We start from the raw sequence: 23,873 nt of genomic DNA on the forward strand, positions 1-23,873 counted from the left end.
TTTACGACAGATGGAAGAACGCATCATTCGCAAAGCGAACAATGCGCTATCGTGTCATATTCCATATTCTGCGTGGAAATAACTCAATGATATACAATCTTTTCAGATTTTCGATTTCAGGAAGTCGGCGAGGGCGGATGAGTTGAAACGAGGGATGCCGTCGGAATTGATGATCCCCTGTCGATCAATGAAATAGTATGATGGAAATCCGTGGATTTTCAGCGCACCCATAATTCGGTTTGCCATGTCGTCGTCAGGGATAAATATCTGGACGGCATTATGGATTGTCGGAGCAAGCTTCGTCCATGCCTCCATGTCTGATTTTAGCCAGATAATAGCAAAGAGAATGTCGGAATGCTTGAAATGGTCTCTGATGCTTTCGCTTATGGCGATAGACTCCCGACATGGACCGCACCACGTCGCGCTGACATCGAGATATATCGGACGTCCTGAAAATCGACGGGAGAGCCAGTCGATTGGATTTACGCGGTCAAGATCTATAACCGAATCTCCCTCAAGCACACAGATATTTCCGTCCGTTATACCGGATATGTCTAATTCTGCGGGATTTTCTTCGCCGTAGACTCTGTCGAAATACGCGGGATTCGAGAAGTCATCGCGTCGTGGTGCGGTTTCGCTGTCTGATACCACATACATGATGTCTCTGATCACGCCTTTGGGCAGACGGGCGGCATATTCGGGAAAAGACCTGCCTAATGCGCTAAGGTGGTATGGGAATATCATCACCTTGGCATTATCTGGGTTCGTAAGGTCGAAAATCTGGTCGGTGAAGAATGCAAGCTGCTCGTCTGGATTCTTTCCGCGATAGCTGCATGCGAGGTTGGCGATATCGTAGATATTTCCGTTGTAGAGCATTCGTGCGGTTTCCGGTGAAATGGAATTGGCGGCTACGTAGTCGTCAATCAGTTTTCTGCATGAATCTATGGCCGCCTTGAATATGGGCATGTATTCTGCAAGAGCCACTGTATCGGCCGGGAGTTCAACGTTGTAGGAAAACGGTGTCACGTCGGCAAATGCGTGGGCATACTCTTCGTTAAGTTCCGCGCGGTCACCGCTAAGATGAAATTCGAGTGGCGATTTCGAAGCGTCAATCTCGATGAATATTGAATCGCCGGGTTCGGCATAGGCGTTGACAAAGAGGTTGCGCTTATAGTTGAGCGTGAAAGTGTGGCCGAACGACAGAGGGATGCGTTCGCGAAACTCTACTACAGAGTCGAGGTCAACCACACGCCTCTCGCTTTTGGGAGAGATGTCGCATTCGTTTATGATAATGGTTCTCGCGCCTTTAGGTGGAATGTTTATGATTCGTCCGGCAACTGTAATTGAGTCAACCGTTGCGGCTTTCGCGGTGATGGCCGGAGAAATTGTCGCAAACAGGACCATGAAGAGAGGAAATAAACGTGACATTTTTAAATGTGAGAATATCGAATGATGACGTATATTTGACATCCCAATATACGTCATCTGAAATTATTGTCTGAACAGGTTGCCCCACGGGTAACTGCCGGGTTTCATGGTGACATGAGTCCCGTTGTCGGCCTGCATGCGTATCACTCCGGGGGCGATTTCCTCCGTGATGGTAAATGAATTCCAGCCTAATCTGTTGAGAATGGCAAATGCTGTAGCTCCGCCTTCAATGACCAGCTCGGCAGGGCGGTGGCAGCTGACAAGTGCATGGCTTATCCGCGCCATTGTCTCGCGGAGATAGACTGCTATGTGTTTGCCGGTGCGGTGACGATCGCGGACGGCAATAATCATTGCGTGGGAGTCATTATAGTCCTTCACGAGCCGGGCAGTCCAGCCGTCGGCGCTTGTCTTTTCGTCGTAGACCTCGGTCGGCATGTAGGATGTGGCGATTCCGCAGTCAATCGGTTTGCTCTGCGTGCTTCCGCAGATGATGAGGCTGTCGGCAAGATTAAACGCGCACAGACAGTCGGAAGTCTCCCTGCAGGCCGGGAATTTCCGGCGGAGGAAGGCGGTGAACATGTCGGCTGCGCCGGCAAGAAGGATGTCGTCGGCAGCTGTCTCGACGGCCTTTGCGACATCGTTTTCGCTCTCTGCGTCGGCACAGGTGATTTTTTTTTCTTCACACATCGGCAGACGTTCGATGAGCCTCGACGAGAAGGCGGGAAATTCGGGGTCGAATGAAAAGTCGGTCTCGTGGAGGGGCTTCCCGCCGATATAGTAGACTCCGTCACGAATCGTGCGGCCTTTCGACGGGTTGGCAGGTAGATAGAGAGCCTTACGGTAACCGGTGTTGGCAAGAATGGCTTCAAGCTCTGCGACTACGTGTCCGCGCAGGGCGGAGTCGGTTTTCTTGAAGAGCGAGTCAACCTCTGGCATAGCGCCGAGTGCTCCGGCAACCCGAGCGCTTCCGGCTGCCGCCTCTTCCTCGGTCATCGAACGGGTATCGGTAGCTATGACGAGCACATCGCAGTCAGATGCGCTTTCTGGCTGCATGGTCAGTTTTACACGAAGGCCGAGACGGTGGGCTATGCCCGCCATCTCGGCTGCTCCTGTAATGTCGTCGGCAATAACGGCAATCATTGCTGATTATTTATTCCTTTACACCTAAACGATATTTGGCCATGCGGGTCGCATAGTCGATGCTGAGCACCATAGCGTCGTCGCTTGCGAGCCCTTTCCCGGCGACGTCGAAGGCTGTGCCGTGGTCGACGCTGACGCGGATAATCGGCAGGCCGAGGGTGATGTTGACACCGTTGGCGCTTTCCATTTTGCCGGTTTCCTTGTTCCAGTTGAAAGCGCAGACTTTGAGTGGGATATGGCCCTGATCGTGATACATCGCCACACAGCCGTCATATTTGCCGCATTTTGCTTTGGCGAAAATAGAGTCGGGAGGCACAGGTCCGTCGACATTGAATCCACGCGATTTCAGCTCTTCAATAGCCGGGATGATTTCCTCGGCTTCTTCGAAGCCAAACATCCCGTTTTCGCTGCTGTGGGGGTTGAGACCAGCGATGCCGATGTGTGGATTCTCGATTCCGAATTGCTTGCAGGCATCAGAAATAAGTTCGGACACTTCGATGATACGTGCTTTTTTCACGAGGTCGCATGCCTTGCGCAGAGGGACATGGGTCGATACGTGGATCACACGGATATTCTCGTCAGCAAGCATCATGGCATACTTTTTGGTATTGGTGAAAGTTGCATAGAGTTCCGTGTGGCCGTCGTAGTGGTGACCGGCAAGGTTAAGAGCCTCTTTGTTGAGCGGTGCTGTGACAGTTCCGTCAACTTCGTTGGCCATTGCAAGCTCGATGGCTTTTTTGATGCTGACGAATGCCGCATTGCCACATTGTGGCTGCACTTCTCCGAATTTGAACGTGCTCATGTCGACGCAGTGAAGATCGAATACGTCGATAGTGCCGTATTCGAATCTTGCGTCGCTTACTTTGTCGACTGCGTTGATTTTGAAGTCGAATCCGAGAAGTTTTACAGCCTCTTCCATCACAGCGGCGTCGCCTGTGACAATAGGACGGCATTTTTCGTATGTCTCCTTATGGCTGAGGGCGCGCACGACGATTTCCGGCCCGATGCCGGCGGGGTCGCCCATAGTTATAGCTAAAATCGGCTTCATGATCAGTAGAGTGAGATATAGATGTCCTTTGCATCCTGTTCGGTTACTTCGCGTGGATTGTTTTTCAACAGACGCTGTACTTCCATAGCTGCTTTTGCCATTCGGTCAACGGCGCTTTGCGGGATGTTGAGTTCCGACAGCTTCTGTGGTATTCCGACCGCTTTTGACAATTCATAGATGAAATCAACTCCGTTCTGAGCTGTCTCGTCGTCATCCTTGCCTTCCGGCGCGCCACAGGCAATAGCGACTTCGGCATACTTTTTCAGGTTTGCGGAACGGTTGAACTTCATCACCGACGGGAGAAGTATGGCGTTCGACAGTCCGTGTGGAATATGGAATTCGCCACCGAGCGGATAGCTGAGCGCATGGACTGCGGCGGTGTTGACCGGACCGAGTACGAGACCTCCGTAAAGCGAGCCGAGAGCAAGCGCCTCGCGGGCTTCGACATCGTTGCCGTCTTTGACCGCGCGGAGCAGATTGGCTGCAATGAGTCTGATGCCTTGAAGCGCATAGATGTCGGCAGCCGGGTGTGCGAATTTATTTGTGTAGGCCTCAATACAATGTGTCAAGGCATCCATTCCAGTATCGGCTGTGACCTTTGAAGGAACAGTCATGGTGAGCTTTGGATCGACGTATGCGGCATCGGCGAGAAGATATTCGCTTACGATGCCTTTTTTGAGTTTGTCGCGCTCGTCAAGAAGGATGGCATTGGGTGAGACTTCGCTGCCCGTTCCGGCTGTGGTAGGCAGACATGCAAGCCAGAGACCTTTCTTCTTTATAAAGCCTGTCCCGAAGCAGTCTTCCGCAAGCTGGTCGCTGTCGGTGAATGCGGCCACGAGCTTTGCAACGTCAAGGACAGAGCCTCCGCCGATTCCGACAACGCTGTCAGCTCCGAATTCACGGGCGAGCCGGAGGATAGCGTTGAAATCGTTCAGCGAAGGTTCGGCGAGTATATTCTGGAATACTTCCACGCTGACACCGTTCTCTTTAAGCTGTGACAGAGTCGGTTCGATAAGAGGTATGATAGGAGGTGCGGTCAGCACGAAGAGGCGTTTGTGGCCAAGTTTCAGATAATCTTCAACAAATTTTTGAATGCAGTCAGAGCCGAATACTATTTTCTGTGGCTGCAAAAGTGTGATTGGTTTCATATCTATATATAGTGATTGTTTATAGAGTTGGTTCGACATCGAGCTGGGTCTGCTTTTTCTTTTCTTCAAGATAGCCGTAGATGGTCAGCTCCTTGTCGGCCAGCGGTGCTGCGAACAGGTAGCTTGCAAGATAGCCTACGACGAGCACGATGATGTGACTGTAGACTCCAAGCATGTATTTATGATGTGTGAAATTCCACGATCCGAGATCGAGAATTGTTTCCTTGACACCTGTGCCGTGTATGTCGACTTTTGTCGATGTCAGAACTGCGTATGCCGTGAAAATTACGGCGGCGGCGATGCCGACATAAAGTCCCTGTTTGTTGGCACGACGACTGAACAGCCCGAGCAGGAAGATGCCGACTATGCCTGCCGAGAATATGGCGTAGAGCGAGAATAATGCTCCGAGCACACCCTCTCCGCCCCACGAGATATAAAGGATGGCCACACCGACCGCGCCGATGCCTGAAAGCACTACCATAGCGCGTCCGAAGCGAAGCTGCTGTCTGTCGGTCACATTCTTCTTGAAACGGACATAGTAGTCCTGCACGGCGATTGCCGAAAGACAGTTGAGGTCTGTGTCGAGGCTTGAGATTGCGGCGGCGGCAAGGGCTGCGATAATGAGCCCGCGGATGCCGACAGGAAGTTCATTGCTTATGAAGTAGGGGAAGACTTCGTCGCCTTTTATACCGTCGGGCAGAGCCGGTGCGCCGGTTGAGTGGTAGTATGCGAACAGACATGTGCCGATAAACATGAACATGGCCCAGATGGGTACGCTCATGAGCACACCTATATAAGCCGCCTTTTTCGCGTCACTATCGTTTTTGGCTGCGAGATAACGCTGCACGATTGTCTGGTCTGTGCCATATTTCTGAAGGGCATAGAAAATGCCGTTGAGAACCATCACGATGAAGGTAAGTTGTGTAAGATCCCAGTCGTATGGCCCGACATCAATTTTATTGTATTCATTTGCTATGCGTATGACTTCTCCCGGACCTCCTTCCGGTAGGAAGAGCAGCAGCACTACACAGATGAGTCCTCCGCCTATGAGCAGGCCTCCCTGAGCCACGTCCATCCATACGATTGCTTCCATACCCCCAAGGAGGGTGAGAATGATGATGGTTACTCCGAGTATGAGGACGATTGCGTAGATATTGATGTCAAGGAAGGTCGAGAGTGCCATGGAGACGAGGAAGAAGACTGTGCCGGCCTTGGAAAAATGTCCGAGAGTGAATGCAAATGAACTATACATTCGCGCGAACAATCCGAAACGGCGTTCGAAATATTCGTAGGTCGACAGGCGTACGACTTTTCTGAACAGGGGGACAATTATCCCGATAAGGGCAAGTAGGACGAGCGGCACCATCAGTCCCTGTACGAGCAGAATCCAGTTGTCGGCATAAGCTGCGCCGGGATAGGCAAGGAAAGTTACGCTTGATATGAGCGTAGCGAATATCGACATGCCGACAGCCCACGCCGGAATTTTACCGCCGGCGGCAAAATATGTGCTTGTGTCTTTCTGACGGCGGGCAAAGTAGGCACCGACTCCGATCGCCGCTGCTACTGAGCACAGGACAATCGCATAGTCAATCCAGTGGATGTCGTTCATAATTTCGCGATTATGGCTTGTTCTTCGTCAGATGAAAGTCTTGTCAGTGGCATAAGCATCCACGGTTCGCAGAGACCTTTGGTCTGCATCATCACTTTGAGTGCGCTGAGCGACTGGCCGAGAGTGCGTCCTGCCTGATAGATTTTTGCAATCTCGTTTGTTTCGTCCTGCAGACGGTTGGCTGTGTCCATGTCTCCATTGACGGCTGCCTCATAGAGCTGGTTGAACATTTCAGGGACATAGTTGCCTGTGCTCGGGACAATGCCGTCGCCACCGAGTGACAGAGAATATGCCGACTGTGCGGCCCATCCGCAGAAATATGCGAAGTCTTCGCGGTCTTTGGAGATAGCGATACATTGCTTCATGCGTTCAAGATCGCGTTCGGAATCTTTCAGGCCGACGATGTTGGGATGGTCGGCGAGGCGCTTGACGACATCGACAGGGATTGTCATGTGGGTTGTCGCGAGAATATTGTAGAGCATAAGCGGGCCCGAGATATTGTCGGCAAGCGATTTATAATAGCCATACATCTGTTCCTCGGTGAGAGAGTAGTAGGAGGGGAGGGTTGCAACTATAACGTCTGCTCCTGCTTTCATATAGGCTTCAGCCTGTGACAGCTGTTCGGAGAAGCAGTTGCCTGTAAGTCCGGCATAGATCAGGATGCGTCCTTTAGCAGCTTTTACGGCTGTCTCGACGAGGAGCAGTCCGTCGGCGGCTGAGACGCTGTTGCCTTCGCCTGTTGTTCCCATGAGGAGCGGGGCAACATTGTTGGCGGCAAAAAATTCGATTATTCTTTCAACGGCAGGGGTATCGAGTTTCCCTGTTTCTGTGACAGGAGTCACCATAGGCACTACAACGCCACGGTAGTTACAATTTTTCATAAGGTTGTTATGTTTTAGATTTTAGGATTCCGATAGTTAACGTGATTGCCGTAGGTCAGGTCAAAAAAAAGCTTGCCGGCTATCTGTGATGAAGTGTGTGGAACAATATATGGCAAATGTAGTAAAAAAGATTGAGCCATGAAACTATTTGAGCCTCAAAATTTCATGAATTCTTTACGGGTGTAGCTGACGCATGGTAAAATACAATATCCCCCTGTGGAATGATAGGCTGAATAAACAAAAAACTCACCGCTCATTGAGCGGTGAGTCCGGGTAGCCCATAGGAGAATCGAACTCCTCTTTCAAGAATGAAAATCTTGCGTCCTAGCCGATAGACGAATGGGCCGTTCCTTAACCAAGATAGCTTGTCGGGAAAATCTTCAAGAAGCCTTTCGGATTAAGCGGCGAGCTTTGCGATGTGATGAGCAAGCTTGCTCTTAAGGTTTGCGGCTTTGTTCTTAGAGATTGACTTCTTAGATGCAAGACGGTCAAGCATAGCGCTCACTTTGCGGTAAGCTGCTTCAGCTTCAGCCTTGTCAGTAAGTTTGCGAAGATTGCGCACAGCGTTGCGGGCAGTCTTTGCGTAGTAGCGGTTGCGAAGTCTGCGTGATTCGGTTTGACGAATTCTCTTAAGTGATGATTTGTGATTTGCCATCGGTTAATTAATTCTTTGTTTCTTGATTAAGTCTTGTTAGTAGCCCATAGGAGAATCGAACTCCTCTTTCAAGAATGAAAATCTTGCGTCCTAGCCGATAGACGAATGGGCCTTCCCAAAAGCGATTGCAAAGTTACGCACTAAGTTTTAATCAAGCAAATTTTTTAAGATATTTTTAGAATTTAACTTGAAAAAATATCGTGATAGGCATTGGAATCGTCTATATACCTTAATTATATAAGATGATTTTATGGTTTTAGGATCGTTTGTAGCTTCAATCTGACAGCCGTTTTATTGATTTGTGAAGTTTCATGAAATTAAACATTCGATGTTAAAAATATATTGTTTGAAAAATATTATTGCGATTTTATTTGAACAATGTGCAAAAAAAGAATAATTTTGCAAAAAAGTGTAAACATAGTATTCCCGATTATATCGTAGAATCGATGCCTTCAATAACCTTTTATTATCACGTAACAAATAAACAGTAATGATGAAAAAATTATTAGTTGCTTTTGTGCTTGGTCTTGCTGCTTTCGGCACGACTATTTCTGCGGCTGACAATTGCTGCATGGCTCCGGCTCCTGTTCCCGGAGTGAAGTCGACTTTAGGAGTTTTCAACCATCTTGGCCTTGGTGTCGGAGTCGGAACCAACGGTATAAGCGTTGAGGCCGCGACTCCTATTACACGTTTCCTTGCGCTGCGCGCAGGTGTGCATTTCATGCCTGATTTTAAATTTGGCACGGATGTTGATGCGTATTACAATCATCCGGTGACAGGAGAATCGGTGAGTGAGACTATTGATGTTGACTGTGGGCTTGGACGTACACAGGGTTCGGTGATTCTTAATGTGTATCCCATACCTTCAAGTTCGTTTTTTATCGCCGCCGGTGCTTATTTCAGCGGAGACAAGCTTATCAAAATTAAAGGTCACAGCGATGCAATGATGAATTACGGCGGTATGATTGAGGTCGGTGACTACAACATTCCTGTCGATAAAAACGGTGATGTGCGCGGTGGTCTTAAAGTGAAAGGTTTCCGTCCTTATCTTGGTCTTGGCTGGGGACGTTCGATACCAAAGCGTCTGTTGAGCTTTAATTTTGAACTCGGTGTGCAGTTTGAAGGCAAGCCCGAGGTTTATTCTGAGACCGGCGACCTCAAGGAAATTACCGAAAATGAGGCTGCCAATGATTTTCAGGATATCATAAAGCACCTCAAGCTTTATCCGAATCTTACTTTCCGTCTCAGCGGTAAGATATTCTAAAGCCACGGAGAGGATATGAATCTTCACCTTGTGGCATTAAGAACCACAAAGTACAGCGACACTCAGACCATACTTACGGCCTATAGCCGTGAATTGGGCCGGGTGTCGCTTGCTATGCCTGCGGGAAGGGTAAGTCCTCAGCGAGAATGAAGGCGCTTGCCATGCCGTTGAGCGTCATCGAATGCGTCAGTGAGCCTCGACCCGGACGTGAGATTTTGTCTATGCGTCAGGTGCAGCAAGGCGTGGCACTCAAGTCGTTGCATTCCGATCCCATAAAGCAGATGATAGCCATGTTTCTGTCAGAAGTGCTTGCAGTGACGCTTCAGGGTGGCGACCCGGACGAAGCTATGTTTGATTTCCTTGTCGCCTGCATTGAAGTTCTTGATAAAGCCGATGCGGCCGGGACTGCAAATTTCCATATATGCTTCCTTTTTAATCTCGCGCGTCATCTCGGCATAGAGCCGGATGCGTCGACGTATGCGGAAGGTTCCGTCTTTGACATGGCCGACGGGCGTTGGCGGCGCTCAATGCCTCTGCATAGAAATTTCCTTGCCACCGCAGACTCGGAGATTGCCTATCGTCTGTCGCGCATGACATTTTCAAATATGCACCGTTTCCGCTTTAACCGTAGGGAACGAAATGCTATAGTTGACGGCATTCTCGGATATTATTCGCTTCACTATGTGTCGATGCGTCATCTGCGTTCGCTTGATATACTCAGGATGATGCTGTAAGAATCTCTCAAAGCCTATCGTCCGGATATTCTCGGCAAAGAGGCCATGCGTTCATGCCTGAGCGATTCAAGCGCTCTGCGATGGGCGCGATATGTTATGTAGCGGTTGATTAACAGCCCGGTTATTGTGACGATTATTACGAGCAGGACAATTCCGAGCCATAAGAGGAGGGTGCGTTCGTCAAGTGGTGCCATAGTGAAGGGTGTTTTTAAGGATATGGATATTTGGGTTTCTGAAGAGATATTATTAAAACATCATTGGTGTTTTTTAGGTTTACAGAGACCTGATGAAAATTAAGCATATTCTGATGCCGGTTCACATAATACATGGATAATGCTTTTCGGTCGATTGAGCTTGCTTTGTGACGCAGAGTTTTCAGATATGGGTGGAAAGAAGGCTAAATCTCTGTATTAAACCTTGTTTAGATGACTGAAAATGTCATTAAAAATAAAAAATGACATTTTCATGTCTGAAATATCACTTTTTTTTGGAGGTTAAAATAAAAGTTACTACCTTTGTGGTCGCGAAAACGCCATGTTACGCATTTGATTGTTCGGGGTGTAGCACAGTTGGCAGCGCGCCACGTTCGGGACGTGGAGGTCGGAAGTTCGAGTCTTCTCACCCGACAAAATTTTGATAAATGAGTGTAGCTCAGTGAGTTACACTCATTTTGACAAAATAGCCGGGACAAAAACGGGACACGCCGTTTTTTTCGTCCTTAGTATCCACCGACATTTTCGGGTCTGAAAATGTCAAAAAAAATGTGCTCGAAAAATTTTTCCTCGCATAAAAAATCGTACAATAACCCCAATATCACCCTTCATAGCGGTGTTCAGATAGCCTGTCAGTTCACCCTTCCAACATACAGAGAAAACGAAGGCTGTGATTATATCGAGTTCTATGCCTATGACCCGGCTCGGGGTAAAATGCGTCGTAAAAGAATTAAACTAAACCGGATTAAAGGTATAACCAATCGCAGAACGTATGCCCGTGGAGTGATGAAGCGGTTAACGGAACAGTTAAACAAGGGTTGGAATCCGTGGATTGTCAATGACACGAGCGACCTGACTGTATTCGAGGAAGCAGTAAGCCGCTATGAGGCACACATAGAAAAAATGCTGGCGAGCGGTTATTTCCGCAAAGAGACATATAGCGGTTACAAGTCCTATGTCAAGATCATGCGGGAATATATCTCAAAAAAGAACCCGATCTACTATGCCTATCAGTTCGACCGCAAGTTCTGTGTTGACTTTCTTGACTACGTGTTCATAGAACGTGACAACGGAGCGCAGACGCGAAACAACTATCTGAATTTCCTCCGGGTGTTTTGTGGATTTCTTGTAGACAAGGGTTATCTCGACAGTAAACCGACAGATGGAATCTCTCCGATCAGCAAACGGCTCTACAAGAAAGAGCGGGAGTGCATACCTCTTGAGGTGGTAGGGTGTATTGCCGAATATTGCCGGGAGAAAGACCCGGAATTTCTTTTTGCCTGTTATCTGCTGTATTATTGCTTTATCCGGCCAGTAGAAATGACACGTATTAAAGTGAGGCATTTCAACCTTAAAGCCTGTACATTGACAATACCGGGTGAACTGAGCAAGAATAAGGTGACGCAGACAATAACACTTCCAAAGAAGGTCATCCAATATGGAATCGACCTCGGTGTATTCTCCGCACCGATGGAATATTTCATATTCTCGTATAGGCTGAGACCCGGAGAAAAGGAAATCGATCCAAAGCATTTCCGGGATCACTGGGACAATGTGCGCCGTGCCCTGAAACTCAAAAGGGAGTGGAAGTTCTATTCGCTTAAAGATACAGGAATCACGGAAATGTGCGATAAGAATGTAGCGCCCCGGCATGTAAAAGACCAAGCCCGGCACTCGTCATTGGCGATTACGGATATCTATTTACAGAAGAGTGCGAGTAAAGCTCCCGGCAACCGGGACATTATCGGATATAACGGAGCTCTTTAATCATCGATAATGGGATAGAATTCTCCTTTAAGCAGCTGCGACATGCCGTTTTCGGTGAATGTCGCAGTTATTTTTTCGCACAGGTAGCGCCTTCCTTTGATATGGAAAACAGACCTGACGGAAGGCATGGAGGAGGAAATAAATGATATCTTGAGCTTTTCACGTGGATTTATTTTAATGCCGGAAAGATAGGGCGCATATCTGTTGTCCAATGAAAAGCGTTTGTCAACGGCCGGACACAGGTCTGAAGGAGTGAGCCCGGCTTCTTGATCAGATGTGTTTCCATTCCAATAGGCAAGATATATTTTGTCATAATATACCGGGGATGAATCCTGTTCTCCCTTGAGGAGATTACTGTAGGCAACGGGCTGCCGGATGCCATCGGCATCAAGCTCTTCATTTTCGTTAAAGTCTGCCGGTGCGAGAAAGGGGCAATCTCCATGTTCGGAGTCAGTGTAGTCGATACAGGCTGGCACACATTGAAGCTCTATGTCATTGTCGGAATCTGGATCTTGAATGACATTACCGAAGCGATTAAGATCGAGCCATCTATAGAAATACATATTGGGAAATTCTTTTAAGTTAGCGTAAACCACACGCCATATGCCGTAACGGTGCGACTCGACAATGTGTATCAGCATCCCGATATTTTTCCCACGCTCCGTATCCTTACCTGTCGGGGAAGGACCGAGGATTCCAAAAGAGGCCGTGCTCCAATCAAGGAATTCACGTTCAGTCTGAAATTCCTTGTAATATTTGTTTTCAGACCTTATCAGGTCAATGAACCATTGGCACTGTTCGAATTTCCATTTTTCGTCACCACGGTCAGCGTAACTTAGATTTGCCAGACCTTTGAAGGTGCAAAGTCCGTCATTATATGATATTTCAGAGTCGAAGGAATCGACCACCTGATCGATTTTAAATACAGGGAGTGATTCCGTAATAACATTGCAGAATGTCAATCCGATATGCTTAGCCTTATGGTCAATATCGATTTCACACACGAGGATTTTTTCCAACTCCTCGAAGAATTCCGATACAGACCAATGCGGGAGGATACGTCCGTACTGAGGAATGTCCCAAGCTGCCGGGAGTGTATTGCAGATGAGCAGATAAAGCTCCGGGGATGCTTCCCATCCGGAGAAATCATAGGTGTAACCGACTGCCTGACATATACGTGTGGCAATGACAATAAGATATGGCTGAAAAGACAGCTTTCCCGTGTCCTTTGCGGACTGAGCCCAGACGAGGGCACCGCCGGAATCATATATCATTTCATTCTGAATGCTGCCGGATTCATCGTATACCCAAGGCAAGGCGACCTGAGCTGCACCATGTCCGATGTCGTTCAGGTATTCTGACGGAAGGCGTGGCAATGATGAAGCAGGATAGCCACCGAGATCAAGATCGTTTATATAGATTTCATCGAATGTGGTGTTGAAGTTCTGGACACTGCGTCCTTCGAGGAACTGACATTTCACCTCGATATCGGTAGCGCCAACGACGGTGACAACCCCGTTTTTTGAAAATCCGCGGTCAATGACAGATGCCTCAAAAACTATATTACGAGAATCGATGTCCATTCGGTCAATATGTCCGAAAATATCGAGATTTTCGGGACAGTCAGCCAATGGCAATGTTATTGAAAGGGTGTAATCGTCAGCGTCAGAGAAAGAGCGGTTTTCCGAGATATAATCGAAAGAGCTTCCTTTCTTCAATACTGCATTCTTTCCATCAATGATTAGCTGCATTTTTACGGGATTTAGGAGATTTATTGTTTATGAGGCGTGAATATTCGTCCTCTGCCTGTTTTATGCCCTGATCACCTGTGACGGTGTTGACCGTAATAAACGGTTGGTTGAGCCTGTCGGTAAGATTGTCAACAGTGCGTGACATCTGCATGGCAGCGGCCACAATGAGTGCTGGGCTTCCGTCATTTTCGGCAATCCGGACGAGGGAATTGTTTGCGGTGATGGCGCGTGACACATCATCAGGACGGAGTGACCCGACTGTGTTGGTCCGCTGCGCGTAGTCAAGAGCCTCGATCATCGGACGTGCGACGGGACTGGCGAGAAGCTTCTGTGAGGCCACCCATTCACCGGCATGAACGATGCCGGCCGGCTCGTACTTACCTCCGGGCTTTGTGAATCCGCCTTCGGCGTAGCCCTGAGCCTCGGCCGCCTGCCGCTGTTTCTTGATGACTGCAATCTGGGCAAGACCTTGGGCTGTGGCCACAGCGGCGGCCATAGCTCCTACAATCTGGGATGCAGGGAAGGGAAGCACCTGCGCAGATCCGTATGCCTTAAGGGCATTCGCCGCGGTATCGGCAAAGGCCTGAGCGACTTGCATTGCATATTGCTTTTTTGTGACATCATTTTTTATCTTGGCTATTTTTTCCTCTTTTTCCTTCTCAAGCTTCGTGACTTTATATGAATTGCCCTGAGCATTCTCGATTTCCTTTTCGTAACGCTTTTCGATGGTGTTAATCCGGATTTCAGCGTCAGCCTTGGCATATTCAGTGGCGACCTGCATCCCGGCTGTAACGGCGGCGGAGACCGCTGCAGTGCATTGGCCTATACGTTCAAGAGTGCCGGCAAGAGATCCTTCGAGTCCATCAAGCAGGCACTTGAAGGAATCGGCGATGTTATAGAGCATGGCGTTCCATTCTCCTGCGGAGCTGCGGAGTCCGTCAAAGATTGTTTTCCGGGCTTCTTCTCCGATGGAGGCAAGACGGTCATAGAATTCCTCTGAAGAGACCAGTCCTTCAGCGAGCGCATCCTGTAGCTGTTTTTTTTCGGCTTCGTACTTTGCCGCTGCTTCTGCGGCCGAAGCAACAGGAGAAGATCCGGGGAGTTCGGAACTGTATTTATCGGACAGACCCTTGAGATACCTGGCATATTGCTCGGCTGAAACGATGTTGGCTTTCAGCAGGGCGTCAAGAGTGGCCTTTTCAAGCCTGAACCTTTCGGCCGCACTCTTCTTGTCATAAGCCTCACGGAAGGTGCTGACGGCCTTGAAATAGGTTTTGTTCAATGTCAGCTCACGCTCCTTCTCAAGAGACTCGATTTCAAACCGAACGTCGGCATGCTCCTTCGACCCTTCCGTGTAAAGGGCGAGCTTGTCGTCAAGGGCTGTACGACGAATACGGTACAGTTCTGTCTGAAGGGCTATCTCGTCCTGTACCGTAGGATCGGATTTGACATCAAACATGTGTTGCGCATCCTGTTCTTCGGCATTTTTACGACGGTTGATAGACTGTAGTGCGAGGGCGGTACGGTTCTGTTCATATTTCTCGTCGGATTTCTCACGGTCAAGGAGGAGCTTCTGGTAGTCCTTGTCGTCCTGCAGATATGTGTCTTTCTGGTCAGAGAATGTTTTTTGGAAATGCGATATCGAGGAGTCATAATATTTCAGTTCATTCTCGTGCCGGCGACGCAGGAGTTCGTCATATTCGATAACTCCAGATTTGTAAAGTTCGAGCACCTGACGGTCAGAGGCGGAACGCTGGGCCTTGTAAGAGTCAAGCTCGGCCTTGAATTCTTTTTTTGCCTTGGCCGCAGCCCGGCGTTCTTCGGCCTCTTTTTTCTTACGTTCTTTGTCGGCTTGAACCTGCGAGACATAACCTGTAGGGGATGGATTCTCTACAGATTCGGGAGTGAGCCCGGACTGTGGCTTTGATGCGGCAGCAAGAGCGGCAGGACCGAACTTTTGGATCAAGTCCTCATTGGCTTCTTCCAGTGCCCGGCGCTTATCATACAAATCCTGTACTTCATTGCCTTTGTCGATAAGCGCATTTTCGGCCTCTACATACGCGGTCATAGCTTCGGCGTATGCAGCGTGCTGAGCCATGCCTGTAGACATAAGGCCGGTGGCATCGGGTGTTTTATCGACCTTTAATCTGGCAGCGTCCCTCTCTTCAGCCAACCTAATCTGTGTTGTTTCTCCGTCAATGATATTCTGTTCAATTTCAAGTATCTCCTGCTGGTTCTTATACACGAGATCAGCGGCTGCCCTCGCCCTCGCATTTTCGATGATTGAACGGGTTAGTTCATCATATCGGTCCTTTGCGTTGCCGAGCATGATGTCTTCAGCGGATAGGTTCTTAAAATAGTCAGGATAGAGGGAAATCAGTTCTCTCGAAGCTTTTATTCTTTCTTGTTTTGATGTCGCTTCACTCATTGCTGCCCTGTACAGCATGTCAAGACGGCTTTTTTCTTCTTGAGCATACTGTTCCGAAGCCAGAGAGATGTCCGATATGGATTTTTTATAAGCTTCGGCCTCTTTGCGCAGACGGCTCTGTTCTTCAGCAGCTTTCTTTGCCCTTGACGAGTAAGTCCATAACAGACCGATGGCCGTGGTGATTGCCGTTATCATGAGGCCTATAGGGCTTACAGAAATCGAGGCATTCAACAAGCGTTGAGCGACAGCAGCCTTAGTGACATTTTTGGTCAATTTATAATAGGCTAATGATGTGGCAAGGACGAGTGGCCGCACCAAAGCTTTCAGGCGTAAGCCAGTCTGTTCAACTGCATTTTCGATAGCCTTTGCGGCTACGTATGCCTTTACGGTGGCAATGTAGGCAAGGAGTGTAGCCGATAGCGTAAGTATAACCCCCTTGTATTCAAAACAAAATTTAATGAGTGTCAGAAGCCCCCTCGTCATGGCGGAGGTTGACGATATCATGTGAGACATCAGGGGGGAAAGGCGCTGGCCAAGCTCGACGCGTAGTTCGTTCACGGCGTTTTTTGCCTTTTCGAGTGAAGCCTGTACAGTTTCGTTCTGGACTGCAAACTCCTTATCAATGGATGTTCCCTCCGCAAAGGCAACATTTGCGACTTCCTGCTGGGCTTTTACCTGATCAATGTGGGTGGCAAGGGTAGATAAGGCAGCAATGGCACGAGAGCCGTTCTCGCCCATGTCTTTGAACATCGGCGACAGTGTGTCCATACCACCGGCTTTCTGGAGGGTTTCGAGGAAAAGAATCAGGGCGCTGTTGACATCAGTCTTCAGCATCTGTGTGAATTTCTTGACATCGAGGCCTGCGACCTTGGCGTATTTTGCAGGTTCTTGCATCATCCGGACGATGACTTGAGAGAGTGCTGTGGATGAAGCTTCGACCTGTTGGCCATTGCTGTCAAGGACTGCTCCAAAGGCCATTATCTGTGGGATTGTCATATTTGCCTGTGCTCCCACACCTCCCATTCGCGAGGCGAAATCGGCGAGGTAGGGTGCTGATGCCGAACAGTTCTGCGACAGTTCATTTATGACGGAACCCACTTTAAGCAGGGATTGTTCCGTACCGTAACGTGATTCGTCACCGAAAACCCCGGTAAGTTTGGAGAGTTTAAGCGTAGCGTCCGAACCAAGGTCATCAAGTGCGACATTGATTTTATCAGCTGCTTTGACAAAACCGAGGATATCGTCCTTTGAGGTTTTGCCGAGACGGCCGGCTTCCTGTGCGAGTTTGTTAAGATTCTCGCGTGAAGTACGGGTGTCGATTTTCTTGAACTCCACGTTCAGGTCATCGACAGCTTCCGCTGTCATCCCTGTGAATTTGCGGACATTGGCCATTTCCTGATCCATGTCCGCATAGGCATCGACCGCACCACGCATGATGTCGAATGCGTTCCCTCCCCATTGCTGCAATAGGTCAATGGCAGGCCAAGCCCCCAAAGCCCAGTCCTGAAACCGAGACCATGCTGACTGCTGTCCGTCAATCTCATCTTTTAATTCTGCGAGGCGCGCTTTCAGACTCTGAATCTGCTCGACATGTGAATTCCATACTTCCGTGCCCGGAGTCAGCCCCTTTAACTGTTTATTGAGGGTGCGGAGCGCCTTTTCGAGTTGCCGTGGAGTGGCCGTGTCGAGACTGCCGAGGGCTTGGGTAACGCCCTCGGTAGCGGATTTAATTCCTTCAAGCTGTTTTTTGTATGACGACAGTTCTTTCCGGGCCTTTTCCAGTGTCTTAGGCTCGAATTTGTCAAGTTCGGTCTTGGCATCTTTTACCGCACGTTTAAGATGCCCGATTTCAGTAGAATATTTCTTTAGCTGTGATTTAGCGGCCTCCAGTTCCTCAGGTGAAGCACCCGAGGCTTTCATCTCGTTTATCGCGGTTTTTGTCCGGGCTGCATTGTCCATGACAGCCCAAAGGCGTGTGTTGTAATCGTTCAGCTGATTTTGGGCATTCTCAAGAGCCTTGGGGTCTTTTATCTTGTTTTTTAATTCCTCAATCGTCTGTTCTGTGGCCTTGATTTTCGTATCAAGCTCGGACATCATCTGTTTTGCCTGAGCGCCATTAACATTGAGGGTTACAGTAGCAGTTTCGTTTATACCACTCATAGTCGGAGAGATTAATTTCCGACAAAGTAACCGACTGTCAGACGGAGATTAAAAGACACAAAAAAAGCCCTGCCGGATTATGGCGGGGCTTGCAATATAGTAGTCCTGATGATTAGGTATGACAGAGGTTGACCCGGGTTGGCGGGACTCCATCAAGAATATAAAATACTATGATGGAAGCGAAATCGGCCTCTTCTGAGACATTCTGTTCATCCCGGCCTCCGAGGTAGGCTTCGAAGCTGTGGCCTCCATGTATCACCTCAGGCAGACGGGATGATTCAGGTAGAACGGCAGTGGCCACACGCGCAGTTCCGACAGTGACGGTTACGGTGCTGCCATGCAGGTGAAGCCCTACGCGGTCGCCGGGAGTAATGTCAGAAAAAATTCTGACCGACCTACGGCCTTTCACGAAGATATTGAACACTTCGGCCGTACAATCACTATGGGTATTAACGATTTCCTGCACACGTGAGACACAGGGCGGTTGGGATGGCCGAGATGTCCGTATGTGCTTCTTAGGTGCGCGGAAAAGAGACATTATCCCTGCTGCGACGAGGGAAAATAATGTGACACCGGGTGTAGAAAAACGGAAAGGCATATAACAGTAAATTTTATCAGACTTCTTTCATAATCCATCCGCAGATGGCATCTTTGTCCTCATAGTGGGCGCGGAATCCTTTTTGAGCAAGGTAGTCGCAGAGCATGTTCTCGTCGAAACGGCACATAGTACCCATATGTAAAATCATTGTCTGCGTGTCAACGAGTATATGAGCCTCGTGGTCGTAGGTCTCAGCAGGTTCGTAGTTGGCAAGGTAGGCATCGACAACGGCCTTTTGCCCTTCGGATAGTAGGTTTAATTCTCCCATTTTGCTTGATTTAGTTTGGCGTTAAAGGCAGGATATAAAGACGGCTGCCGTATCCCGTCGCCAAACTAAAACAAGACTTGTCTCCGAAGAGCAAAGTTGTAAGGATACAGCAGCCGTCTAAAGCTGTTTTATGTAAGGGCATAAAAAATGCCCGAAGAATGTTCGAGCCGATGACCGAGGCTCTGCGGTAGACATACGTCTTATTTTAGTTGGCATTGCAAATATACGAAATTTTTCCGATACTACAACAAAGCAACATAAGGTTTTTTTGTTGAATTGGATACAGGTAAATGCCTGTATCTTAAAACTGTTATCAACAGATTTCTCCTTGAAAATCTACATTTTTTTGCGTTTTTCCAGTGGTTAAAAATGCAAATATACTATTTTCAAGCAATTAAAGGGGTTAAAAGGGGAAAAATTCCCCTTTTTCCGACGGAAGACCCCCCGCACGCCCTACGGAGCGAGGAGCGCTCTTCCTTTTGATTTTTGCGGAATATGCAGGGAGTGCCGTGCAATCAGCAGAAAAATTTATCCAGCGGAGATATAGTGCGCACGGTAATGAGACCAATGTGTGAGTGCAGCTCACGCTTTGGTATACCGCTCTGCCCCTTGTGGGCGTGATGGCTCGGTGAAGCAGTGAGGGGCGCGAAACGTGATGTGGCCGTAGAAGTGAAATGGAGTAAGGGAGTGAGTAGGCGGTGCATTACAGCATGCCAATAAGGCCGCCTCGCTGCCGGCGATTCCCGAATGGCGATAAAGGCGAAGGACGGAGGCGTGTGCCGATGGGATTTATCGGCAATCGGAGAGCAGCCCGATGAACCCTCGGCATAGGCTTCCGGCTGTAGGCAGCCATGCAGGGATTAGGCGGTAGCGAATGCGAGCGTAATGCTCCGTGCTGTTATCGGGCCAGTGCCGTAGGTGATAAGCCCGATAATGGCAATACTCTATCCCGCAAGGAATATGAACGCTACGGCCAATGGTAGTGATGTGCCCCTATGCGCTTCACCGAGGGGGGAGGGGTGGGCGACTCTTTTATATCAGATCTTCTTGAATAGATATGACAATGGCTTCCGGGATATGTCGGAAGCCATTGTCATTTTAGGATATGTATGGAGATGCGAGGGGCTGTCGCTGTTTAGCGGGAGGCGGGTTATACGGCGGGTATTTCTTCCACGCTGTCATAGCCCTGCCACGGCTTCCAACCACTACGGTACCACACACGGCTATACAAGTTATGTCCACTGGGGGCTTTATAGTGAGGGATGTACAGCTGGGCGATGAAGAGGCTTGCATTCAGCGTTACAAGCACACCATAATCGTAAGCTCCCGAAGGAACACCGACAGAAGCACCACGAACAATAGCATATGTTCCTGATTCAGTCAGCAAATCAATATCAGTTGCTGTTCCACGAAATGTTACCGTGTCCGTCAGATACCTTTTAAAGATAGCATTGGTGGCCTCTACAGTTCTATCGCTCATGCGGCAACCACCTCCTTTCGATATTTCAGACTACGGTTTTCCAAGCTTCCCAGCCATTGACACCACTTTTGACTCTGAAATACAAATGGCCTCCGTCTCCGGCTCGAAAGACAAGCTGATATACATTCAGATGGAGCATTATCATTCCTCCAGCCGTCACCGGCCAATTTGACCCAGTACTGTCTAACCGATATATTCCGCATCCCGTTATATCGTTCAAATCGCCTGACACTAATTCTGAATGAATTTGCAGCATTGCGGCATTTGATTTTTTCAGATCTCCGGATGTGTCCGCGCAAAGGACGGACAGTCCGTCGAGGGTTGCCTGTGCCGGCAGTGACTTCAAGACATCCTTTAGATCGTAAATCCTGTCGTTCATGCCGCACTCCTTTCTCCGCAGATTGCGGGTGAGAAGTGTAACATATTGGGAATGTGGATTTTACCCCCCCCCGATTTTGCGAGAAGGTCGGCCACGTCCTCAGGCGCGGGAGTCCACATCAGGCTGCCGGTCTTACCGCGTTCGACCATCACGCATTTGACCTTGGAGGCCGATGTCACAGCGTTGGGTACGGCGTATATGTGCAGGGCTCCGTCACCGTCGGTTCTGTGTATAATCATCGTTCCGCGATAGATACCATCAGAAATCTTTGACAGACGTGTTGCCCCGCGAGAGCCGTCACCACCATTGTGGATGGCTTGCAGATACTCTTTCTGACTTCCAAGCTCGCCGAAAAGTGTGATTGTGATGATGTCGCCAACGGCGAGTTCTTCGGTGTATTCAAGCAGCGCTAACGTATACTCTGTGGTTTCCTTGTCGGGGTGGCTGTCCTTGACGATGTTCCTTCCGCTGACCACCCCAAGCTCTTTCAGCCGTGCGGTGATTGCGTCGATGTCGCATTTCTTGAGGCTTCCTCCGGCAGAGGTCATTACGAAAGCATCGCCTTTGGCAGTGGCGGAGGGGTTGACTTTTGTCGCGTCGATTGTTCTTTCTGTACTCATCTCTCCTTAGTTTGATTTGTTGTTGTTTGCGTTTGCTGACTCAGGGGAGATGGTGCAGATTTGCAACAATCTATCAACCAATAAATTACCCCCCCCGAAACCTAAATCTTCAGGTGCAGGTGTCCAGTCCGAGGCGATGTTGCCGCGTTCGAGCTTGATGTCGCGGACGCGAAGCTCGCAGAAGTCAGCACAGTTAAGGTATATAAGCTGGTCGCTGATGTCTTCCTGAGTGAAGTTGTTTGTGTGGAGTTCGAAATAAAGCCTCCTGCGTTCGCCTCGGGTCATGGACTGAGACGCTGTCGTGCCTGTCAGAGGGTATTTAGTAGTTCCAAGGCATATCCGCGCGGAGAACCGAAGTTCTGTAAGAGCCTCCACTTCCAAGCTGAGCATATAGACCGAGTTCGGTTCGAGCCTTTTCAAGACAGCTGTCTCCATTTTGTACATCAGAATTTTATACGTTCCCGCTACTGATGCGGAGGTGTCCAAAATTTTCAAGTGCGCTCCGCGTGTTCCGTCAGGCCACACATATCCCTCGCATACCTTTGGATACTCGGTGTTTACCTGCCAGTTGGTAGAGCCTTTATTGGTGTTCCTGAGCAGATTCCTTCCTCCGACCTGCACGGTGGCCCTTAGAAGCTCCATGAACCTTTCGGCCTCCATGCGTTCGAGCACTGTGCCGGACTTGTCGACGAGGAGCAGCTGGCTTCCCTCGGGCAGCTCGGTAATCTTTACCGCGTCATTCGGGGTCTTTGTCCTGTTGTTGTCTGTTGCCATTTTTTTGTTGTCTGTTTTTTGGTTGGTATTGTCGTTGATTATATTTCTGTGCCATGCGGTCAGCCCGTGCGGCATACCTCGATGTCGAAGCCCCCGTAGTTGGGGGATGCGTCGTCGGAGACCCACACGGTGACGAGGAGGTCGCTGCCGGATGCCGCCACTGATTTCAGGGATGGTTTGGCGGGGCATTCCGTTGGCTTGTCGGCCACGCCTCCGTAGCCTGTCAGCCTTATGAGGCTGTTGGCGGGGGTGAGGCCGTAGCTCGCCGGGAATCTCAGCGTGTAGCCGGCTGCGGGGGTTGAGCCTTTTGCCAGCGTGACCCCCGCCGATGTGCCGGGTAGAACCGGGAGGTGAGCGTGGCGGGCACGGATGCGGATGTCGAGCCGTCGGTGACGCGCCCGGCGTAGACCGTGGCGGGCTGCCTTACGCCGTTGACCTCGAGGATGCCTCCGAGAAGGAGGCGCATGCGCTTGGCGGTGCTGTCGTAGAGGGCTATCAGGTAGTTCTCGGTGTCCTTGGTGAGCGCGAACCCGTTGCCGAAGTAGCGGGTCATCATCGCGTCGGCCACGAATGTCGCCTGTGTGAGCTTCACGGTGGCCGAGGCGCTGTCGCCGGTGGCCTGTAGCTCGAAGGAGATCTCATGGCGGCCTTCGGGGACGGCCACGGTATAGGTGCGTGTGGCCGAGCCGGAGTATGAGCCGTCCGCGTTCATGGCGCATGCGGCGACCAGCAGCCGGGAGCTGTCGAGGAGCGCGCCTTTCACGTCATACGTGGCCACGGTGCAGTAGACGTAGGCGGTCTTGAGCATTACGGGAGTCATCTCTGAACCTGCGGCGCGGGGCGAGGCGTCGGGATTCAACTCCGGGCCTGTGATATCAGACTTCATGAACACGTCGGCCGAGACGGTGATCCTTACCGAGCCTATGCCGGTGGCGGTGGAGGCGGAACGCTCCATGACCACCCTCGTGTCGGTGGCCGCAGTGGTGGGGCTGGCCGCCGCGCTCATCGTGACGGCCTTTCCGTCAGGGGCGGGGAGCGTCTGTCCGGCGGCGGGCATGACAGATTCGTAGGTGTAGGAAGAGCCGTCGAGCCTCGCGCACTCGCTTCCGTCGGCATCATAGATGCGGACGGCCTTCCCGTCGGGGTCAAGCAGCACGCGTTTGCCGTGGGGGTCGCCGGCGGAGACGGAGCCGGAGACCCTGACGTTCTCGAATGTGCCGGTGCGGGCGGTGACATGCCCTTCGAACACCTCGAAGAGGACGTTGCCCTCTGCGTCGCGCATCTGTACGTATTCGGCCATGAGGTTGCGCACGTAGGCAAGCTCGGCGAGCAGGAGTTCGGTGGCGATGAACCTCTGCTGTTCGCCTGTCACCCAGTGGTCCTTTCCCGGGCCTCCGGCGGGGAGGGGCGGATAGGTTGTGTTCTTGACGTGGGTCAGCTTGCATGCGCATGCGTAGAGGCGGCCGGAGTTGTCGTCGCGGGCGAGCACGAGGTCGCGCCGCTCCTCGCCGTCCTTTCCCTGCATGAAC

At 50.1% G+C, this 23,873-nt stretch carries 19 protein-coding genes and 3 tRNA genes; 4 read left to right on the plus strand and 18 right to left on the minus strand.

Features of this window, described 5'->3' with window-relative positions:
• Positions 1 to 102 precede the first annotated feature (102 nt).
• The 9 genes from E7747_RS07540 to E7747_RS07580 all read right to left on the minus strand — a co-directional run bounded on the left by E7747_RS07540 (position 103) and on the right by E7747_RS07580 (position 8,021).
• The gene (locus E7747_RS07540; RefSeq protein WP_136415122.1) at positions 103 to 1,428 is read right to left on the minus strand and encodes a TlpA family protein disulfide reductase; all 1,326 of its coding nucleotides are present in this window, start codon (positions 1,426 to 1,428) and stop codon (positions 103 to 105) included.
• 63 nt (positions 1,429 to 1,491) lie between these two features.
• Positions 1,492 to 2,568: a four-carbon acid sugar kinase family protein gene (locus E7747_RS07545; RefSeq protein ID WP_136415124.1), complete on the minus strand. Its 1,077-nt coding sequence runs from the start codon at positions 2,566 to 2,568 to the stop codon at positions 1,492 to 1,494.
• 10 nt (positions 2,569 to 2,578) lie between these two features.
• Positions 2,579 to 3,616, minus strand: coding sequence for a 4-hydroxythreonine-4-phosphate dehydrogenase PdxA (gene pdxA, locus E7747_RS07550; RefSeq protein ID WP_228449288.1), 1,038 nt, complete (start codon positions 3,614 to 3,616; stop codon positions 2,579 to 2,581).
• 2 nt (positions 3,617 to 3,618) lie between these two features.
• A complete protein-coding gene (locus E7747_RS07555; protein WP_136415128.1) occupies positions 3,619 to 4,764 on the minus strand; it encodes an iron-containing alcohol dehydrogenase in 1,146 nt (381 codons plus the stop codon).
• A gap of 19 nt (positions 4,765 to 4,783) precedes the next feature.
• Positions 4,784 to 6,373, minus strand: coding sequence for a sodium:solute symporter (locus tag E7747_RS07560; protein WP_136415130.1), 1,590 nt, complete (start codon positions 6,371 to 6,373; stop codon positions 4,784 to 4,786).
• Positions 6,370 to 7,254, minus strand: a complete 885-nt coding sequence (locus tag E7747_RS07565; protein ID WP_136415132.1) for a dihydrodipicolinate synthase family protein — start codon at positions 7,252 to 7,254, stop codon at positions 6,370 to 6,372. Before E7747_RS07565 ends, E7747_RS07560 begins: the two co-directional genes overlap by 4 nt.
• 274 nt (positions 7,255 to 7,528) lie before the next feature.
• Positions 7,529 to 7,600, minus strand: a tRNA-Glu gene (locus E7747_RS07570).
• Positions 7,601 to 7,651: 51 nt separating this feature from the next.
• Positions 7,652 to 7,909: a 30S ribosomal protein S20 gene (gene rpsT, locus E7747_RS07575; RefSeq protein ID WP_123613379.1), complete on the minus strand. Its 258-nt coding sequence runs from the start codon at positions 7,907 to 7,909 to the stop codon at positions 7,652 to 7,654.
• 40 nt (positions 7,910 to 7,949) lie between these two features.
• Positions 7,950 to 8,021, minus strand: a tRNA-Glu gene (locus tag E7747_RS07580).
• 378 nt (positions 8,022 to 8,399) lie between these two features.
• Here E7747_RS07580 and E7747_RS07585 point away from each other — a divergent pair.
• Positions 8,400 to 9,173 (plus strand): hypothetical protein, encoded by a 774-nt coding sequence (locus E7747_RS07585; protein WP_228449289.1) that lies wholly within the window; start codon positions 8,400 to 8,402, stop codon positions 9,171 to 9,173.
• A gap of 146 nt (positions 9,174 to 9,319) precedes the next feature.
• The gene (recO, locus tag E7747_RS07595; RefSeq protein ID WP_136415135.1) at positions 9,320 to 9,907 is read left to right on the plus strand and encodes a DNA repair protein RecO; all 588 of its coding nucleotides are present in this window, start codon (positions 9,320 to 9,322) and stop codon (positions 9,905 to 9,907) included.
• Between the two features lie 14 nt (positions 9,908 to 9,921).
• Here the strand turns inward: recO and E7747_RS07600 are convergent, their stop codons facing one another.
• Positions 9,922 to 10,101: a hypothetical protein gene (locus E7747_RS07600; protein ID WP_136415137.1), complete on the minus strand. Its 180-nt coding sequence runs from the start codon at positions 10,099 to 10,101 to the stop codon at positions 9,922 to 9,924.
• A 360-nt stretch (positions 10,102 to 10,461) separates the two neighbouring features.
• Between E7747_RS07600 and E7747_RS07605 the strand changes: the two genes are divergently transcribed.
• Both E7747_RS07605 and E7747_RS07610 read left to right on the plus strand, forming a co-directional pair.
• A tRNA-Pro gene (locus tag E7747_RS07605) sits at positions 10,462 to 10,533 on the plus strand.
• Positions 10,534 to 10,656: 123 nt separating this feature from the next.
• Positions 10,657 to 11,886 carry a tyrosine-type recombinase/integrase gene (locus E7747_RS07610; RefSeq protein ID WP_136415139.1) on the plus strand — a complete coding sequence of 410 codons (1,230 nt, stop codon included), beginning with the start codon at positions 10,657 to 10,659 and terminating at the stop codon, positions 11,884 to 11,886.
• On the opposite strand, the gene E7747_RS07615 is transcribed toward E7747_RS07610, so the two are convergent.
• The 8 genes from E7747_RS07615 to E7747_RS07650 form a co-directional block, all read right to left on the minus strand.
• Entirely contained in the window at positions 11,883 to 13,637 is a 1,755-nt protein-coding gene (locus E7747_RS07615) for a hypothetical protein (protein WP_136415141.1), read from the minus strand. The two genes, E7747_RS07610 and E7747_RS07615, sit on opposite strands and share 4 nt — an antisense overlap.
• A complete protein-coding gene (locus tag E7747_RS07620; protein ID WP_136415143.1) occupies positions 13,621 to 18,225 on the minus strand; it encodes a phage tail tape measure protein in 4,605 nt (1,534 codons plus the stop codon). The genes E7747_RS07615 and E7747_RS07620 overlap by 17 nt, the downstream gene beginning before the upstream one ends.
• Before the next feature lie 112 nt (positions 18,226 to 18,337).
• Positions 18,338 to 18,823: a hypothetical protein gene (locus tag E7747_RS07625; protein WP_136415145.1), complete on the minus strand. Its 486-nt coding sequence runs from the start codon at positions 18,821 to 18,823 to the stop codon at positions 18,338 to 18,340.
• A 16-nt stretch (positions 18,824 to 18,839) separates the two neighbouring features.
• The gene (locus E7747_RS07630; RefSeq protein WP_136415147.1) at positions 18,840 to 19,091 is read right to left on the minus strand and encodes a hypothetical protein; all 252 of its coding nucleotides are present in this window, start codon (positions 19,089 to 19,091) and stop codon (positions 18,840 to 18,842) included.
• Between the two features lie 1,150 nt (positions 19,092 to 20,241).
• Positions 20,242 to 20,571 carry a pyocin knob domain-containing protein gene (locus E7747_RS07635; RefSeq protein WP_136415149.1) on the minus strand — a complete coding sequence of 110 codons (330 nt, stop codon included), beginning with the start codon at positions 20,569 to 20,571 and terminating at the stop codon, positions 20,242 to 20,244.
• Positions 20,572 to 20,946: 375 nt separating this feature from the next.
• Positions 20,947 to 21,570, minus strand: coding sequence for a hypothetical protein (locus tag E7747_RS07640; protein WP_136415150.1), 624 nt, complete (start codon positions 21,568 to 21,570; stop codon positions 20,947 to 20,949).
• 6 nt (positions 21,571 to 21,576) lie between these two features.
• Positions 21,577 to 22,533: a hypothetical protein gene (locus tag E7747_RS07645; protein WP_136415152.1), complete on the minus strand. Its 957-nt coding sequence runs from the start codon at positions 22,531 to 22,533 to the stop codon at positions 21,577 to 21,579.
• Positions 22,534 to 22,618: 85 nt separating this feature from the next.
• A complete protein-coding gene (locus tag E7747_RS07650; protein ID WP_136415153.1) occupies positions 22,619 to 23,869 on the minus strand; it encodes a hypothetical protein in 1,251 nt (416 codons plus the stop codon).
• Between the last annotated feature and the right edge of the window lie 4 nt (positions 23,870 to 23,873).

Source organism: Duncaniella dubosii, from assembly GCF_004803915.1.
Classification (GTDB): domain Bacteria; phylum Bacteroidota; class Bacteroidia; order Bacteroidales; family Muribaculaceae; genus Duncaniella; species Duncaniella dubosii.

What these genes read in the sequence shown, in the direction of transcription:
- E7747_RS07585 (WP_228449289.1), top strand. Translation starts at nt 8,400, where the DNA reads ATGATGAAAAAATTATTAGTTGCTTTTGTGCTTGGTCTTGCTGCTTTC.
- recO (WP_136415135.1), top strand. Translation starts at nt 9,320, where the DNA reads ATGAAGGCGCTTGCCATGCCGTTGAGCGTCATCGAATGCGTCAGTGAG.
- E7747_RS07615 (WP_136415141.1), bottom strand. Translation starts at nt 13,637, where the DNA reads ATGCAGCTAATCATTGATGGAAAGAATGCAGTATTGAAGAAAGGAAGC.
- E7747_RS07645 (WP_136415152.1), bottom strand. Translation starts at nt 22,533, where the DNA reads ATGCCCCGCCAAACCATCCCTGAAATCAGTGGCGGCATCCGGCAGCGA.
- E7747_RS07560 (WP_136415130.1), bottom strand. Translation starts at nt 6,373, where the DNA reads ATGAACGACATCCACTGGATTGACTATGCGATTGTCCTGTGCTCAGTA.
- E7747_RS07625 (WP_136415145.1), bottom strand. Translation starts at nt 18,823, where the DNA reads ATGCCTTTCCGTTTTTCTACACCCGGTGTCACATTATTTTCCCTCGTC.
- E7747_RS07600 (WP_136415137.1), bottom strand. Translation starts at nt 10,101, where the DNA reads ATGGCACCACTTGACGAACGCACCCTCCTCTTATGGCTCGGAATTGTC.
- E7747_RS07540 (WP_136415122.1), bottom strand. Translation starts at nt 1,428, where the DNA reads ATGTCACGTTTATTTCCTCTCTTCATGGTCCTGTTTGCGACAATTTCT.
- E7747_RS07555 (WP_136415128.1), bottom strand. Translation starts at nt 4,764, where the DNA reads ATGAAACCAATCACACTTTTGCAGCCACAGAAAATAGTATTCGGCTCT.
- E7747_RS07610 (WP_136415139.1), top strand. Translation starts at nt 10,657, where the DNA reads ATGTCAAAAAAAATGTGCTCGAAAAATTTTTCCTCGCATAAAAAATCG.
- E7747_RS07630 (WP_136415147.1), bottom strand. Translation starts at nt 19,091, where the DNA reads ATGGGAGAATTAAACCTACTATCCGAAGGGCAAAAGGCCGTTGTCGAT.
- E7747_RS07635 (WP_136415149.1), bottom strand. Translation starts at nt 20,571, where the DNA reads ATGAGCGATAGAACTGTAGAGGCCACCAATGCTATCTTTAAAAGGTAT.
- E7747_RS07620 (WP_136415143.1), bottom strand. Translation starts at nt 18,225, where the DNA reads ATGAGTGGTATAAACGAAACTGCTACTGTAACCCTCAATGTTAATGGC.
- E7747_RS07565 (WP_136415132.1), bottom strand. Translation starts at nt 7,254, where the DNA reads ATGAAAAATTGTAACTACCGTGGCGTTGTAGTGCCTATGGTGACTCCT.
- E7747_RS07545 (WP_136415124.1), bottom strand. Translation starts at nt 2,568, where the DNA reads ATGATTGCCGTTATTGCCGACGACATTACAGGAGCAGCCGAGATGGCG.
- pdxA (WP_228449288.1), bottom strand. Translation starts at nt 3,616, where the DNA reads ATGAAGCCGATTTTAGCTATAACTATGGGCGACCCCGCCGGCATCGGG.
- E7747_RS07650 (WP_136415153.1), bottom strand. Translation starts at nt 23,869, where the DNA reads ATGCAGGGAAAGGACGGCGAGGAGCGGCGCGACCTCGTGCTCGCCCGC.
- E7747_RS07640 (WP_136415150.1), bottom strand. Translation starts at nt 21,570, where the DNA reads ATGAGTACAGAAAGAACAATCGACGCGACAAAAGTCAACCCCTCCGCC.
- rpsT (WP_123613379.1), bottom strand. Translation starts at nt 7,909, where the DNA reads ATGGCAAATCACAAATCATCACTTAAGAGAATTCGTCAAACCGAATCA.